Here is a 14253-nt window from a genome sequence, read left to right as displayed (position 1 = left end):
CGAACCGCCCGCCGTCCGTCTCTGACGGATCAGGGGGGAGGGATGATCCGCCGGGACAGCGGCGCGCCGGGGAGGGCGGCGCGATCCGCCGGTGCCGTCATGTCAGGGGGCGCGGCACTCATCGCTCATTCCACCGGACAGGGTCCGTCGCTTTTCGCATCCGGCGCCCAGCAGGGTGCCTTTGTCGTCTCCATGAGGCCGCTCAGCGCCTTGGCCTCCGCGTCCAGCACGGTCTGGATATCCTCTCCGTTCAGGACGATGCGCTGGAAGGTGTCGGTATAGACCTTGTTGAACTCACCCCCCTTGTCGCCCAGCCCGACCGGCAGGAGAGAGATCATCCCGTCGCTCGCCGTCTGCGTGGCGGTGACGGCTGCGGCCATCGCCGCAATGCCAGGATCGCCGCCTTCGGGCAGCGGCACGGAAAGGGTCGGGAAGAAGCCGACCTTCTCCGCGGTCATGAGCTGCACCTCGGGCGTGACGAGATGCGCGATGACCTTCTCCGCCCCGGCCACATCGGGCGAGCCCTGCGGTATGGCCAGCCCCGCGACGACCGGCATGTAACCCCGGCCCTTCGGGCCTGCGGGCGCGGGGAAGACCTTCACTTGATCCGGCATGGAGACGACGGCCTCCTTCAGGCGCGCGACGTGATCCCATGCGACCCATACCTCGTCGGCGAGCAGCGGCTCCTGCATGAACCCGTAATTGGTGGAGGAGGGATTGGTCACGGCCCAGAGCGCCTTCATCATCTCCCAGCCCTTCACGGCCTCCGGGGACTTCAAGGTCCGCACCACGCCGCCGGTGTAGGAGGGGTAGAGATAGCCCTGGAAGAAGCGGGAGAAGAGACCCTTCGGCCCGGCGGGGAAGCCGATCCGTGCCTGCCCCGTCGCCTCCTGCATGGCCTTGCCCCAGGCGATGAGCTGCTCATAGGTCAGCGCATTCAGATCCGCGCCTTCGGGCAGGAATTCCAGCGCCTCCTGCTTGGCGACCATGACATAGGTCGCCTGCATCCACGGGATATACTGCTGGTGGTCGTGCCCGAGCTTGCCGAGATCCATCAGCGCGGGGGTGATCCCCTTGTCCTTCAGCGCCGCGGCGATGTCGTCGAGCGGGGTGAGCATGTTCCGGTCCGCCAGCGGGGCAAGCTCGCCATGCGTTGCGCCGACGAGGCTGATGGTGTGTTTTCCGGCTTCCGCCTCCGCCGCCATGCGGACGGCGAATTGCGGCGGTTCCTCCACCACGTAGTCCACACCGTCGAGACCTTTCAGCAACTCCTGCCGGACGGCGGTCGCCTCCTCGATCGGGCGGAGCTGGGTGGACAGGAATATCGTCTCCGCCGGTGCGGCGCTTGCCGTCGTCGCGGCGAGGATGGCCAGCGCCAGCCCCTTGCGGGTTGCAGTCGTCATGATGTCTCCCTCCCTTGATTGGCCTTGCCCGGCCAAAGATGGCTTTCCCGATCCACGAAGCGGACGGGGCGCAGATCCTGAAGTTCCGCCGCAGGGCGTCCGGCCATGGCGCCGATGATGAGCTCTGCCACCCGGTGCCCCAGCGCCTCGCCCTGCATGCTCATGGTGGAGAGCGACGGATGGGTGAAGGCGCCGAGCGGCAGGTTGTCGTGCCCCACCACCGCCGCGGAACGTCCCGCGGCGCGCAGCGCGCCAAGCGCGCCGATGGCCATTTCATCCGTCGTGCAGAGAAGCGCCGTCGGCGGATCCTGCGTGGCGAGCAGCGCCTGCGCCGCGTCGAAGCCGCCCTGTTCCGACAGCTCCCCCACCGCCAGCAGATCGGCGGGAAGGCCCGCCGCCGCCATTGCGCCCTGCCAGCCCGTCGCGCGGGCATGAGCAAAGAAGAAATCCTGATTGCCGGCGACATGACCGATCCGGCGATGCCCGTCCGCGATGAACCGCTCCGTCGCGCGGCGAAAGCCGTCCTCGCCATCGCCGTCGAGCCACGGGTGTGGCTGGGCATTCTCCGTCCGTCCGTCCGTCACGAAGGGCACGCCGCGGGATTGCAGGAAGGCCACACGCTCATCCTGCCTGCGGGTGCGGACCAGCAGGATCGCGTCCACCCGCCGGCCGTCCACGAAGCGGCGGCAGATGTCGATCTCGCTTTCCCCCTTCGGGACCGGGGCGATCATGAGGTTGAGCCGTTCCTGTGCCAGCCGCTCCGCACAGCCGGACAGCAGGTCGAGCAGGTGCGGCGTCCCGATCCGGCCCGCAGCGATGGGGAGCGGAACGGCCACGACTTCCGCCCGCTGACGCCGGAGCCGCCGGGCCGAGGCATTGGGGCGGTAGCCCGCCGCATCCGCCGCCTGCCGCACGCGGTTCCGCGTCGCCTCCGCCACGTCGGAATAGCCGTCCAGCGCCCGCGACACCGTGGTGATCGACAGGTTGAGGGATTCGGCGAGTTCGCGCAGGTTTGTCATGGCTCCTCCGACGAGAAGTCTCTCCAAAACGTTTTGGGCTGTCAAGGAAGGCGTGCAGGGGAATGCATGGAGGAGGCCCACGAGACGTGAAAAAACCCCCGGAGCGGAGGCTCCGGGGGTTTCATGGCTGTCCGAACGTGCGGGCGGGATCAGGCGGCCAGAGCGGCCTTGGCCTTTTCCACGATCGCACCGAAGGCTTCCGGCTCATGCACGGCGAGATCGGCGAGCACCTTGCGGTCCACCTCGATCCCCGATTTGGCGAGGCCGTTGATGAAGACCGAGTAGGTCATATCGGCATCGGCAAGCCGCACGGCGGCGTTGATGCGCTGGATCCACAGCGCGCGGAAGTTCCGCTTGCGGACCTTCCGGTCGCGCGTTGCGTACTGGTTCGCCTTGTCCACCGCCTGCGTGGCGGTGCGGAAGTTGCGCGAGCGGGCGGAGTAGTAGCCCTTCGCGGCCTTCAGGACTTTCTTGTGAGCGGCGTGGGTGACCTTGCCGGATTTGACGCGTGCCATCTGTCAGCCTCCCTCAGCGATCGTACGGCATGTATTTCTTGACGATCTTCGCATCCGAATCGGACAGGATCATCGTCCCCGTCACTTCGCGGATGAATTTCGTCGAGCGTTTGATCATGCCGTGGCGTTTCCCGGCGGGACCGGCTTTTACCTTGCCCGTCGCGGTCATCGAGAACCGCTTCTTGGCGGCAGACTTGGTCTTCATCTTGGGCATTTCCATCTCCTCTTTCGAGTGGTCTTCCGCGCGACTCGGCATGCCACACTGGCCGGCCGCACGATTTCGGAAGGGGCCGCATACACGGGACCGACGGAGGAGACAAGGGCGATGCAGCATTTTCCCGGAAATCCGTCGTGGTGCGGTCGCCCTAACAGGCTGCTGAAAACTCGGGCACCTACCCGGGTTTCCGTTGAAAGCCAGGAAATGGTCCGCTCCCGAGGCGAAACTTGCGGTTTTCGCGGCACTCTTCAACAATGTGGGGAAAGATCTCCGCCTCAGTGTAAAACCCGGAATGCTTTTTCGGCAGCCTGCCAAGGATCGCCGGGGAATACGGATCATGTCGCGCCCCCCAAGTTCGGGATTCCCGTTTCGGGATTCCATCCGTTCAGGACAGGGGGCGCGACGGAAGCGAAGTCGCCTCGGCTCCGGGATCAACCGGGCGGAAAGGGCGGACGCGCTATTCCGCGTCCTCCTCCACCTTCATGATCTGGCGCACCTCGCAGGGCGCGATGCGCAGGATGTTGGTCGTGCCCTGCGTGTTGAAGGGTACGCCCGCGATGACGATGATATTGTCCTGCGGGCTGGCAAAGCCGTGGTTGATGGCCGCGCGCACCCCGTTCAGCACCGCCGTGCGGAACCGGTCAAGCTCGCCCGTCATCACGCAGTAGGTGCCCCAAGTGAGGCAGAGCTGCCGCGCGACCTCCGGCGTCATGGTCATGGCGATCTGCGGCACGCGCGAGCGTTCGCGGGCCACCAGCCGCGCCGACCGCCCCGTCTGGGTGAAGCAGCAGATCGCCTGAAGATCGGTGGATTCCGCCACTTGGCGCGCAGCGGCGACGATGCTTTCCGCACGGCCCGGATGGGGCACCTTCCGGGAGCTTTCGATGATCTCGCGATAGGTCGGATCGGTCTCCACCTCCTCCGCCACGGCGTTCATCGTGCGGACCGCCTCGACCGGGTATTTTCCGGCGGCACTTTCGGCGGAGAGCATGACGGCATCCGCGCCCTCATAGATCGCGGTCGCGACGTCGGACACCTCCGCCCGCGTCGGCATGGGCGATTCGATCATGCTTTCGAGCATCTGGGTCGCGATGATGACCGGCTTGGCCGCGGCCCGGCACTTCCGCCCGATGCGCTTCTGGATCGGCGGCACGTTCTGGACGGGCAGTTCAACCCCCAGATCGCCGCGGGCGACCATGATGCCGTCCGACACCTCCAGAATCTCGTTCAGCGCCTTCACGGCGGCGGGCTTTTCGATCTTGGACAGAATCAGCGCCCGGCCTCTCGCCAGCTCCCGTGCCTCTGTTACGTCGGCGGGCCGCTGCACGAAGGAGAGCGCGAGCCAGTCCACGCCAAGCGCGCAGGCGAACTCCAGATCGGCCCGGTCCTTCTCGGACAGGGCGGCGAGCGGGAGCACCACATCCGGCACGTTCACGCCCTTGCGGTTGGAGATGGCTCCCCCCGCGATCACCGTGCAATCGGCGTAATCCACGCCGCAGGCGGTAACGGAGAGCCGTATCTTGCCGTCATTGACCAGCAAGGTCGCACCGGGTTCGAGGGCCGCGAAAATCTCCGGATGGGGAAGGCACACCCGCTGCTGGTTGCCCGGAGCGGGGTCGAGGTCGAAGCGGAATGCCGCGCCTTCCTCCAGCACTTCGGAGGCGTTCGCAAATACCCCGCAGCGCAGTTTCGGGCCCTGAAGATCGGCGAGAATGCCGATCGGGCGGCCGATATCCGTCTCCACCTGCCGGATGATGGCGTGGCGCGCGGCCTGTTCCGCCTGACTGCCATGGCTCATGTTCAGGCGGAACACGTCCGCACCCGCCTCGAACAGGGCGCGGATCGTCTCGTAATCGCTGGAGGAAGGGCCAAGCGTGGCCACGATTTTAACGTTGCGTTGGCGTCTCATCTGTCCTCGTTCGCGCTAACAGGCTTGTTCGGGCGCACTATTGCCCCATTGCGGCGTTGCGGCAACTGGTCGTTTGGCGGAGGCGGATCTATGGTCCGATCGCGGAGGCCCGAATGACATACCAGCCCTATCACATTCTTGGCGCGGATCGCCCGTCCCGATGGCTCGTCACGGTGGATCACGCGGCCAATACCGTGCCGGATGCCGTCAACGGCGGTGATCTGGGCATCGCTTCCGCCGACATGCAGCGCCACATTGCCTACGATGTGGGCGCTGCAGGCGTGGGCGCGCGGCTGGGGGAGCTTCTGGACGCGCCGGTGATCCTGTCGAACTTTTCCCGCCTCGTCATCGACCCGAACCGGGGGGAGGACGATCCGACCCTGCTGATGAAGCTCTACGACGGCACGATCATTCCCGCGAACCGCCATGCCGACGCGGCGGAGGTGGAGCGCCGGCTCACCGCCTATCACCGGCCCTATCACGCGGCGCTGGAGGAGCTGGCGGCGCGGCGGGAGGATACCGTGATCCTTGCCATTCACAGCTTCACCCCCAGACTTCAGGGGCGGGAGCCGCGGCCGTGGCATCTGGGGGTGCTCCATGCCGGAGAGGATGCGTTTTCGCAGGCGGTGCTGGCGCGGCTGCGGCGGGAAAACGATCTCTGCATCGGCGACAATGAACCTTATGCGGGGCATCTGCCGGGGGATTCGATCGACCGCCACGCGCTTGCACAGGGGCGGGCCAACACGTTGATCGAAGTCCGCAACGATCTTGTCCGGGAGGCGGAGGGGCAACGCGGCTGGGCGGAGCGGCTGGCACCGCTGCTCACCGACGCACTTGCCGACTCCGCCGTCTGAGGGGATGCGTCCAGCAGGCTGCTGAAAAAATTATGAAGTCTCACGCCTAAGCTCTGGAAATCTGTAAATCGGCCCCGGTATGCTCCCGAAATGTCCGGATTTCGCGCTGGATTTCGTCAGATTGCGAATGATCTCCGCTCCAACGCAGACCCAAAAGCCTTTTGCAGCAACCTGCTAAGGCGGATCTGTCTGAGGGAACCTCGTGAGCGGAACCCGGAGGCGCTCTGCCGGAAGATCGAAAACCCATCTGCACGCAAACGATACAATTATTGGAGGATGAACATGGTATTGGAGGATGAACATGGACGACCAAACCCGTATCGAACTGGAGGCTGCGGCCTTTCGCGCGCTTCGCGACCATCTTGCCGCGCATCCCGAGGTGCAGAACATCGACCTGATGAACCTTGCCGGGTTCTGCCGCAACTGCCTGTCGCGGTGGTATCAGGAAGCGGCGGAAGCGCGGGGCATCCCGATGGACAAAGAGCAGGCGCGCACGGCCTTCTACGGGATGCCTTACGAGGACTGGAAGGCACAGCATCAGCAGGAGGCCGGTGCCGCGCAGCAGGCCGCCTTCGATGCGGCGAAGCATGACTGAACCTGCGCCGCGTGACCCAACGGAATACGCCGAACCCTCCGCAACGCGACAATGAAGTTCTGGTGGTTTTGCCGGCATTCGTGCCACAAAATGCGGAATGAGGCGCCCGAAGGGGCGCATCCGGTCCAAGGGGGAGGATTACTGGATGCTCGGCGGAATGATGTACAAGCCGCTCTTGATCAGCAGCCTGATCGAACATGCGGCGCGCTGGCACGGTGATACGGAGATCGTCTCGGTGGAGACGGCGGGCGGGATCGACCGTTCCGACTGGGCAACGGTGGAGGCCAATGCGCGGCGGCTTGCCTCGGCGCTGGAGGCGCGGGGGTTCGAGCGCGGCGACCGTATCGCCACCCTGGCCTGGAACAACCGCCGGCATCTGGAGCTTTACTACGGCATCGCGGGGGCGGGGATGGTCTGCCACACGCTGAACCCGCGTCTGCCGCCCGATCAACTCATCTATATCATGAACCACGCCAGCGACCGGCTGATCTTCGTGGACCGGACCTTCCTTCCGCTGATCGCCAAGGTGCTGCCGGAGCTTCAGACGCTCCGGGGTGTCGTCCTGATGGGGCCACGGGAGGAAGAAGCGGCCGCGATGGTCGAGGGGCTGCTCTTCCACGACGATCTGGTGGCGGAAGGGGACGACGGTTACACATGGCCGGAGTTCGACGAACTCAGCCCCTCCTCCCTTTGCTACACGTCCGGCACCACGGGTAATCCGAAGGGCGTGCTCTACACCCATCGCTCCACGGTGCTGCATTCCTATGGTGCGAACCAGCCGGACGGGCTGGCGCTCAAGGGGTCCGACACGGTGATGCCGGTGGTCCCGATGTTCCACGTCAATGCCTGGGGTGTGCCCTATGTCGCGGCGGCGATGGGCTGCAAGATGGCGCTGCCGGGGCCGGGGCTGGATGGCGAGAGCCTCGTCAGGCTCATCAATGCGGAGGAAGTGACCGTCGCGCTCGGTGTGCCGACGATCTGGATGGGGCTGCTCGGCGCGCTGGAAAAGGCGGGCGAGACTTCCCTCAGCCTGCAGCGCACCATCGTCGGCGGATCGGCCCTGCCGCCCTCCATGATAAAGATATTCCGCGACCGCTACGGGGTGGAACTGATCCACGCCTGGGGGATGACGGAGACAAGCCCGATCGGCTCGCTCAACCAGTTGAAGCAGAAGCACCAGCATCTGAGCGACGCAGAGAAGGAAGCGATCCGGCAGGGGCAGGGACGGCCGCCCTTCGGCGTGGATCTGCGCGTCGTGGATGCGGAGGGGCATATCCTCGCCAATGACGGGGAGGAGCAGGGCCAGCTTCAGATCCGCGGTCACTGGATCATCCAGAACTACTTCGGGCAGGAAAAATCCGCACTGACCTTCGACGGGTGGTTCGATACGGGCGACATCGCCACGCTGGACGAGGATGGCTACATGATCATCCGCGACCGGGCGAAGGACATCATCAAGTCGGGGGGAGAGTGGATCTCCACCGTGGAGCTGGAGAACATCGCCATCGCCCATCCGCTCGTGGCCAATGCCGCGGCCATCGCGGCGCGCCATGAGAAATGGGACGAACGGCCGGTGCTGATCGTGCAGAAGCGGCCCGCCGTCGAGGTGACGGAGGCAGAGCTGCTGGCCTTCTACGACGGCAAGGTGGCGAAATGGCAGGTGCCGGACCGCGTGATCTTCGTCGAAAGCCTGCCGCTCGGCGCGACGGGCAAGGTGGTGAAGGCGAAGCTGCGGGAGCTTTACGGGGATATCCTGCTCGGTCAGGTGGCCTGACAGGCGGGTTCAAAGGGCTTTGCGGTGGGACGGGCTCCTGAAAGGGTGCCTGTTTCACTGCAACTCGCCCACACCGGCGTTGATTTCCCGGAGTGCGGTGGCCGTGACCCCGGATTTGCGGCCGTCTGCCAGCAGGCTGCTGAGGAAGCATTCCGCGGTTGCGCCGGGGCGGAGATCGTCTCCACATTGGTGAGGCGCGCCCCGGAAACTGCACGTTTTGCGTGTGACCGGATAGATTTTCCCGCTTTCAATGCAAGCCCGGGGAGGGGCCCGGCCTTTTCGGCAGCCTGCTAGGCTTTCCGGCGGATCAGGGCGGTTGCGGCGAAGATCAGCGTCGCGGCGGTCACGATGGAGGGGCCGGCGGGCGTGTCCAGCCGGAAGGAGGCCCAAAGCCCCGCCAGCGTCGCCACGGCGCCCGCCGCGACGGCGGTCAGCGCCGCAGATTCCGGCGTCCGGGCAATGCCGCGGGCGGTCGCGGCCGGGATGAGCAGCATGGCGGCGATCAGCAGGGCACCCACCACCTTGATCGCCAGCGCCACCACCAGAGCGAGCGCGATGGTCAGCACCAGCCGCTCCTTGTCCGGGCGGATCCCCGAGGCCACTGCCAAATCGCCCGACAGCGTGGTCAGCACCAGCGCGTTCCAGCGCAGCCCGATCAGCGCCAGCGTCAACGCCGCGCCGATCCAGATCGTCGCCACATCCCCCCAGCTTACGGCGAGGATATCGCCGAACAGATAGGCGTCGAGGCTGACGCGCACCGGCAGGAACGACACGGCCACCAGCCCGAAGGCCAGCGCCGAATGCGCGATGACGCCGAGCGTCGTGTCCAGCGCCCAGCCCCGCGCCGCCAGCGTGGAGACCGCAAGCGCGGCGAGCAGCGCCACCAGCAGGATCCCCGCCTGCACCGGCAGGGTCAGCGCCAGCGACAACGCAACTCCGAGGATCGCGGCATGGGAGGTCGCGTCGCCGAAATAGGCCATCCGCCGCCAGACGACGAAACAGCCGAGCGGCCCCGCCGCCGCCGCGACGCCCAGGCCCGCAAGGGCCGCGCGGATCAGGAAGGGGTCAAGCATGTTTCCTCTCGCCGTCATGATGGCCGTGGTCATGCGGGTGATCGTGACCCTGTCCGTCATCGCCGCCGTGGTCATGGTCGTGGTCATGATGGTGACGGTAGAGCGCCATGGTGCCGCCGGTGCCGTCGCCGAACAGCGCCCGGTATTCCGGCGCAGTGGAGACATGCCGGGGTGCCCCCTCGCAGCAGACATGCCCGTTCAGGCAGATCACCCGGTCGGAGGCCGCCATGACCACGTGCAGGTCGTGGCTGACCATCAGCACCGCCGCGCCGGTTTCCTGCCGGACCGTTTCGATCAGCCGGTAGAAGGCGCCTGTTCCCGGCTGGTCCAGCCCCTGTGTCGGCTCGTCGAGCATCAGCAGGTTCGGGCGTGACAGCAGGGCGCGGGCCAGCAGCACCCGCTGAAACTGTCCGCCCGAGAGACCGGAAAGCTGCCGGCCACCAAGGCCCGGCACGCCCACCCGCTCCAGCATCGCTGAGGCCTCGGTATCGGTGACGGGGCGGGGAAGCGACAGAAACCGCCGCACGGTCATGGGCATGCCGGTATCGACATGCAGCTTCTGCGGCACGTAGCCGATGGTGAGGTCCGGCGCGCGGGTGACCCTCCCGGTGGAGGGGATGGCGCCGAGCAGCGCCTTGAGCAGCGTGGACTTGCCCGAGCCGTTCGGGCCGATCACGGTCACGATCTCGCCCGGCTCGATGGCGAAATCCACCCCGGTCAGCACGGGCGCGCCGCCGTAGCTTACATTCAGGGATCGCGCGGTGAGCAGGCTCATGCCGCGCTCCGGCAGGCGGGGCAGAGGCCGACCGCCTCGATGCTGGACCGCTGGACGACGAAATCCCCGGCCGCGGCTTCCAGCGCGGCGCGAACCGTCTCGCCAGGCGTTTCCGCGACCGTGCCGCAGCCCTCGCAGATCAGGAATACCGGCGCGTGGTCCTTGCCGGGGCTCATGCAGGCAGTGAAGGCGTTCAGGCGGCGCACGCGGTGGGCAAGCCCGTTCTCCACCAGGAATTCCAGCGCGCGATAGGCCACCGGGGGCTGCTTGCCGAACCCCTCCGCCGCCAGCCGCTCCAGCACGTCATAGGCCCCCATGGCGCGATGGGCTTCGAGCAGGATTTCGAGCGTTCTCCGGCGCACCGGGGTAAGCCGCACGCCGTGTTCGAGGGCAAGCATCTCCGCCCGGGCGAGGAGATCGCCGGTGCAGTGGGAGTGGTCATGATCCGCAAAGGCGCGCGGCCCGGGCGTTTCTGTGCTTGACATGTTATATTATAACTCAATACGAAGCGTTACAGAATAACATATGCACTTGCAGAGCGACCGCAAGGAGAAACCGGATGCGCTACCTCATACCTTTGCTGACCGCCTTTGCAGCGCCCGCCACCGCTGCGCCTACCTTGGTCACGGACATCCCGCCCGTGCATTCGCTGGCCGCGCAGGTGATGGAGGGCGTGGCGGAGCCGGTGCTGCTCCTCGACCGGGGGGCGGATGCGCACGACTTCCAGCTCCGGCCCTCGCAGGCACGGGCGCTGGGGTCGGCGGATCTCGTGGTCTGGATCGGGCCGGAGATGTCGCCGTGGATGGCGCGGGGCATCGGCAAGACGCCCGCCCTTGCGCTCCTGCACGCGCCCGGAACCGAAGTGCGGAGCTTTGGGGAGGACGGTCATGCCGACGGTCATGACGACCATGGTCACGATCAAGAGGGACACGGGCACGATAGCCACGGTCATAATGATGACGGTGATGAGACGGATCATGCCGCGGGCGATGATCATGCCGGCCATCACCATGAGGGCCATCACCATGAGGGCCTTGACCCCCACGCCTGGCTCGACCCCGCGAATGCCGCGCATTGGCTGGAGGCGATCGCGGCGGAACTGTCGCGCCTCGACCCGGAGCATGCGGCAACCTATGCGCGCAACGCCGCCTCCGCGAAGGAGCGTGTCTCCGCGCTGGACGCACGACTGAAGGCGGAACTGGCCGTGGCGAAGGATCGGCCCATCGTGCTGTTCCATGACGCCTACGGCTATTTCGCGGCCCATTACGGGCTCGACATCCTCGCCACGGTCTCGGACGGAGAGGCGGCGACGCCCGGCGCCCAGCGGTTGAGCGCGCTGCGCGGAGAGATCGCGGATGCGGCCTGCATCTTCCCGGAGGCCAACCACGACCCCGCCTATCTCAGACTGCTGACCGAAGGGACGACCGTGAAGATAGGCGGCGCGCTGGACCCGGAGGGCAGCCGGCTGGAGCCGGGGGCCGCGCTTTACGCCGACCTGATGACGGGTCTGGCGGATACGGTTTCGGCCTGCCTGAAGTAACTTGGCCTGAAGTAACTTGGCCTGAAGCAATGCCCGCCTGAAATAGTCTGGCCCGAGGTACTGGCCCTAAGCAACTGGCCCGAAGTCAGGACCCGTTTGCGGCGCGATACCAGGCGATGATCCGGGCGCGCTCCTCCGGCTCCATGAAGGAGACGTTGGCGGGCGGCATCGCATGGGTGATGCCCGCCTGCAGGTAGATGTCCTTGGCCTGCCGCGCGATATGGCCGGGCGTGTCCAGCCGCACGCCGCGCGGCGCCCACAGGATCCCTTCATAGCCCGGCTCCGCCGCGTGGCACATGGAGCAGCGCCCCATCACGATGTCGGAGACCTGCTGGAACCCCTCCGCCTGCGCGAATTTCGCGGCCCCGCCCTGCAGCAGCACCTCATCCGGCGGATCGGTGCGGAACATGGGCGCGGTGGAAAGCCAGGCGATGATGAGGAAGATCACCGCCGTCACCGCCCAGGTCCAGTTGGGCTGACCCTTCCGCGCGTGCATCGTGTTGAAGTAGTGACGGATCGTCACCCCCATGAGGAACACGAGGCTCGCGATCAGCCAGTTGTATTCGGTGGCGAAGGCGAGCGGATAGTGGTTCGACAGCATCAGGAAGATGACCGGCAGCGTCAGGTAGTTGTTGTGGGTCGAACGCTGCTTGGCGATCTTGCCGTATTTCGGATCGGGCGTGCGCCCGGCCTTCAGGTCTGCCACGACGATCTTCTGGTTCGGAATGATGATCATGAACACGTTGGCCGACATGATCGTCGCGGTGAAGGCGCCCAGATGCAGCAGCGCCGCACGACCTGAAAAGACCTGCGTATATCCCCAGGCCATGCAGACCAGCAGCACGTAGAGCAGGATCATCAGCCGCGTGTTGTCATCGCCGAATTTCGATTTGCAGATCAGGTCATAAGCCAGCCACCCGAAGCCGAGCGATCCGAGCGAGATCAGGATCGCCCCCCAGGCGGGGATATCCGCCACCGACGGATCGACGAGAAACAGCGACGCGCCGTGATAATAGACCACGGCCAGCAGCGCGAAGCCCGACATCCAGGTGAAGTAGCTCTCCCATTTGAACCAGGTGAGGTGCTCGGGCAGCCGTTCCGGCGCCACGAGATATTTCTGGATATGGTAGAAGCCGCCGCCATGGACCTGCCATTCCTCCCCATGCGCGCCTTCCGGCATGCCCGGCGCCTTCTGCAGGCCGAGGTCGAGCGCGATGAAATAGAAGGACGATCCGATCCATGCGATCGCCGTCACCACGTGAAGCCAGCGGATGGCAAATTCCAGCCATTCCCCGAGGACGGTCAGATCGAACATTGGCAAACTCCCGGCTATGCGCCGGGCAGGCTATACCGGGGACGACCTTCCTGTTAATTCGATAAATCTCCCAGCACTTTCAAAATCCGGCGCAAAATAAACCCATGGCCTATGTCGAGAACGTCCGCATGTTCGTCCGTGTCTATGAATTGGGCAGCATGAGTGCGGCAGCACGGGATCAGCGCACCTCCCCCGCCGTCGCATCGGCGCGGATTTCCGATCTGGAGCGGCATCTCGATACCCGGCTGTTCAACCGCACGACCCGGACCCTGACGCCGACCGAGTCGGGCCGGATCTTCTATGAAGGCGCGCTGCGGCTTCTGGAGGCGATGGAGGCGGCGGAGGCGGAGGTGCGGGACGCCGCCAATACCCCGCAGGGCACGGTGTTCGTCGCGGCTCCGCTGGGGGTGGGACGGCGGCTGATCGCGCCTTTCGTGCCGGAATTCCATGACATGCATCCCCGTGTCGATATCCGCATGCGGCTGAGCGACCGGGGGGTGGACATGGCGGGAGAGGGGCTGGATGTAGCCTTTCATCTCGGGCGGCTGGAGGACAGCGAACTGAAGGTGCGGGTGATCGCCGAATGTCCGCGGCTTCTCTGTGCGGCGCCGGCTTATGTCGCGGCGCGGGGAAATCCGGCGGATGGCGCGGCGCTGGTCCGGGATCGCCATGCCTGCCTCAACCTGCGCTTTCCGGGCGCGCGGGAGTTCCGCTGGACGCTGATGACGCCGGAGGGGCCAGAGCGGTTCCAGGTCTCCGGCCCCTATGAGAGCGATGACGGCGATGTGCTGACCGGCTGGGCGCTGGCGGGCCGGGGCATCGTGATGAAGCCGGTGTTCGAGGTGGCCCGGCACCTTGCCTCCGGCGCGCTGGTGGCGGTGGCGGAGGCGACGCCCCCGCTTGCCATCCAGCTTTCCTGCCTGACCCCGCATCGCCGTCTCCGGGACCCTAAGATCCGCCTGTTCGTGGACTTCATGGTTCAGCGCTGCCGTGAAGGCCTCACCCGGCGGATGGAGCTTCTGGGGAAGTGAGCGGTCTTCGGCCCGTAATGCGCTGAGGGGGGCACGGCGAGTCGAGGTCTTGGGAGAGAGGCCTCTGCGGTAGCCGATAGCTCGCGGCGTCCGGCGGACAGGGTGTTACCAGCTTGCTGCTTTATTCATACGGTGCCCCAGTAGCCCACCGTTGTTGTTGACTTGGTCGGCGCGGTCCGCCCCGCTGCCCCGCTGCCCCGCTGCCCCGCTGCCCCGCTGCCCCGCTGCCCCGC

14 protein-coding genes are annotated in these 14253 nt (G+C 66.1%); 5 read left to right on the top strand and 9 right to left on the bottom strand.

What is annotated here, in order from left to right:
• Nucleotides 1-125: 125 nt before the first annotated feature.
• The 5 genes from RT513_RS06645 to pyk all read right to left on the bottom strand — a co-directional run bounded on the left by RT513_RS06645 (nt 126) and on the right by pyk (nt 5063).
• Nucleotides 126-1403: an ABC transporter substrate-binding protein gene (locus RT513_RS06645; RefSeq protein ID WP_290684514.1), complete on the bottom strand. Its 1278-nt coding sequence runs from the start codon at nt 1401-1403 to the stop codon at nt 126-128.
• Complete coding sequence (locus RT513_RS06640) at nt 1400-2422, bottom strand: LacI family DNA-binding transcriptional regulator (protein ID WP_290684516.1); 1023 nt, start codon at nt 2420-2422, stop codon at nt 1400-1402. Before RT513_RS06640 ends, RT513_RS06645 begins: the two co-directional genes overlap by 4 nt.
• A 149-nt stretch (nt 2423-2571) precedes the next feature.
• Nucleotides 2572-2937, bottom strand: coding sequence for a 50S ribosomal protein L20 (gene rplT, locus RT513_RS06635; protein WP_088216371.1), 366 nt, complete (start codon nt 2935-2937; stop codon nt 2572-2574).
• A gap of 13 nt (nt 2938-2950) precedes the next feature.
• On the bottom strand, nt 2951-3151 hold the full coding sequence (rpmI, locus tag RT513_RS06630) for a 50S ribosomal protein L35 (RefSeq protein ID WP_035743468.1): 201 nt from the start codon (nt 3149-3151) through the stop codon (nt 2951-2953).
• A 460-nt stretch (nt 3152-3611) separates the two neighbouring features.
• Nucleotides 3612-5063, bottom strand: a complete 1452-nt coding sequence (gene pyk, locus RT513_RS06625; protein ID WP_290684520.1) for a pyruvate kinase — start codon at nt 5061-5063, stop codon at nt 3612-3614.
• 113 nt (nt 5064-5176) lie between these two features.
• Between pyk and RT513_RS06620 the strand changes: the two genes are divergently transcribed.
• From RT513_RS06620 to RT513_RS06610, 3 genes are all read left to right on the top strand, one after another.
• Nucleotides 5177-5917 carry an N-formylglutamate amidohydrolase gene (locus tag RT513_RS06620; RefSeq protein WP_290684522.1) on the top strand — a complete coding sequence of 247 codons (741 nt, stop codon included), beginning with the start codon at nt 5177-5179 and terminating at the stop codon, nt 5915-5917.
• Nucleotides 5918-6218: 301 nt separating this feature from the next.
• Nucleotides 6219-6512 carry a DUF1244 domain-containing protein gene (locus tag RT513_RS06615; RefSeq protein ID WP_088216368.1) on the top strand — a complete coding sequence of 98 codons (294 nt, stop codon included), beginning with the start codon at nt 6219-6221 and terminating at the stop codon, nt 6510-6512.
• Nucleotides 6513-6657: 145 nt separating this feature from the next.
• Nucleotides 6658-8286, top strand: a complete 1629-nt coding sequence (locus tag RT513_RS06610; RefSeq protein WP_290684546.1) for a long-chain-fatty-acid--CoA ligase — start codon at nt 6658-6660, stop codon at nt 8284-8286.
• A gap of 290 nt (nt 8287-8576) precedes the next feature.
• Here RT513_RS06610 and RT513_RS06605 read toward each other — a convergent pair whose 3' ends face one another.
• The 3 genes from RT513_RS06605 to RT513_RS06595 are packed head-to-tail and all read right to left on the bottom strand — an operon-like array spanning nt 8577 to nt 10619.
• Nucleotides 8577-9359 carry a metal ABC transporter permease gene (locus tag RT513_RS06605; protein WP_290684548.1) on the bottom strand — a complete coding sequence of 261 codons (783 nt, stop codon included), beginning with the start codon at nt 9357-9359 and terminating at the stop codon, nt 8577-8579.
• On the bottom strand, nt 9352-10134 hold the full coding sequence (locus RT513_RS06600; RefSeq protein ID WP_290684525.1) for a metal ABC transporter ATP-binding protein: 783 nt from the start codon (nt 10132-10134) through the stop codon (nt 9352-9354). The genes RT513_RS06605 and RT513_RS06600 overlap by 8 nt, the downstream gene beginning before the upstream one ends.
• The gene (locus RT513_RS06595; protein ID WP_088216365.1) at nt 10131-10619 is read right to left on the bottom strand and encodes a Fur family transcriptional regulator; all 489 of its coding nucleotides are present in this window, start codon (nt 10617-10619) and stop codon (nt 10131-10133) included. The genes RT513_RS06600 and RT513_RS06595 overlap by 4 nt, the downstream gene beginning before the upstream one ends.
• A 74-nt stretch (nt 10620-10693) precedes the next feature.
• On the opposite strand from RT513_RS06595, the gene RT513_RS06590 reads away from it, so the two are divergent.
• Nucleotides 10694-11674 (top strand): zinc ABC transporter substrate-binding protein, encoded by a 981-nt coding sequence (locus RT513_RS06590; RefSeq protein ID WP_290684535.1) that lies wholly within the window; start codon nt 10694-10696, stop codon nt 11672-11674.
• Nucleotides 11675-11759: 85 nt separating this feature from the next.
• On the opposite strand, the gene RT513_RS06585 is transcribed toward RT513_RS06590, so the two are convergent.
• On the bottom strand, nt 11760-12989 hold the full coding sequence (locus tag RT513_RS06585; protein ID WP_290684537.1) for a urate hydroxylase PuuD: 1230 nt from the start codon (nt 12987-12989) through the stop codon (nt 11760-11762).
• 104 nt (nt 12990-13093) lie between these two features.
• On the opposite strand from RT513_RS06585, the gene RT513_RS06580 reads away from it, so the two are divergent.
• Nucleotides 13094-14020: a LysR family transcriptional regulator gene (locus RT513_RS06580; RefSeq protein ID WP_088216362.1), complete on the top strand. Its 927-nt coding sequence runs from the start codon at nt 13094-13096 to the stop codon at nt 14018-14020.
• Nucleotides 14021-14253: the final 233 nt, after the last annotated feature.

The sequence above is a fragment of the Haematobacter sp. genome (assembly GCF_032102465.1).
Taxonomy (GTDB): Bacteria; Pseudomonadota; Alphaproteobacteria; order Rhodobacterales; family Rhodobacteraceae; genus Haematobacter.
Note: the sequence above shows the minus strand (reverse complement) of the source record. Positions and strands in the feature narration are given on the sequence as shown.

Bases quoted from the DNA above. Each gene is read 5' to 3' on its own strand.
- RT513_RS06645 (WP_290684514.1), bottom strand. From the start codon at position 1,403: ATGACGACTGCAACCCGCAAGGGGCTGGCGCTGGCCATCCTCGCCGCG.
- RT513_RS06640 (WP_290684516.1), bottom strand. From the start codon at position 2,422: ATGACAAACCTGCGCGAACTCGCCGAATCCCTCAACCTGTCGATCACC.
- rplT (WP_088216371.1), bottom strand. From the start codon at position 2,937: ATGGCACGCGTCAAATCCGGCAAGGTCACCCACGCCGCTCACAAGAAA.
- rpmI (WP_035743468.1), bottom strand. From the start codon at position 3,151: ATGCCCAAGATGAAGACCAAGTCTGCCGCCAAGAAGCGGTTCTCGATG.
- pyk (WP_290684520.1), bottom strand. From the start codon at position 5,063: ATGAGACGCCAACGCAACGTTAAAATCGTGGCCACGCTTGGCCCTTCC.
- RT513_RS06620 (WP_290684522.1), top strand. From the start codon at position 5,177: ATGACATACCAGCCCTATCACATTCTTGGCGCGGATCGCCCGTCCCGA.
- RT513_RS06615 (WP_088216368.1), top strand. From the start codon at position 6,219: ATGGACGACCAAACCCGTATCGAACTGGAGGCTGCGGCCTTTCGCGCG.
- RT513_RS06610 (WP_290684546.1), top strand. From the start codon at position 6,658: ATGCTCGGCGGAATGATGTACAAGCCGCTCTTGATCAGCAGCCTGATC.
- RT513_RS06605 (WP_290684548.1), bottom strand. From the start codon at position 9,359: ATGCTTGACCCCTTCCTGATCCGCGCGGCCCTTGCGGGCCTGGGCGTC.
- RT513_RS06600 (WP_290684525.1), bottom strand. From the start codon at position 10,134: ATGAGCCTGCTCACCGCGCGATCCCTGAATGTAAGCTACGGCGGCGCG.
- RT513_RS06595 (WP_088216365.1), bottom strand. From the start codon at position 10,619: ATGTCAAGCACAGAAACGCCCGGGCCGCGCGCCTTTGCGGATCATGAC.
- RT513_RS06590 (WP_290684535.1), top strand. From the start codon at position 10,694: ATGCGCTACCTCATACCTTTGCTGACCGCCTTTGCAGCGCCCGCCACC.
- RT513_RS06585 (WP_290684537.1), bottom strand. From the start codon at position 12,989: ATGTTCGATCTGACCGTCCTCGGGGAATGGCTGGAATTTGCCATCCGC.
- RT513_RS06580 (WP_088216362.1), top strand. From the start codon at position 13,094: ATGGCCTATGTCGAGAACGTCCGCATGTTCGTCCGTGTCTATGAATTG.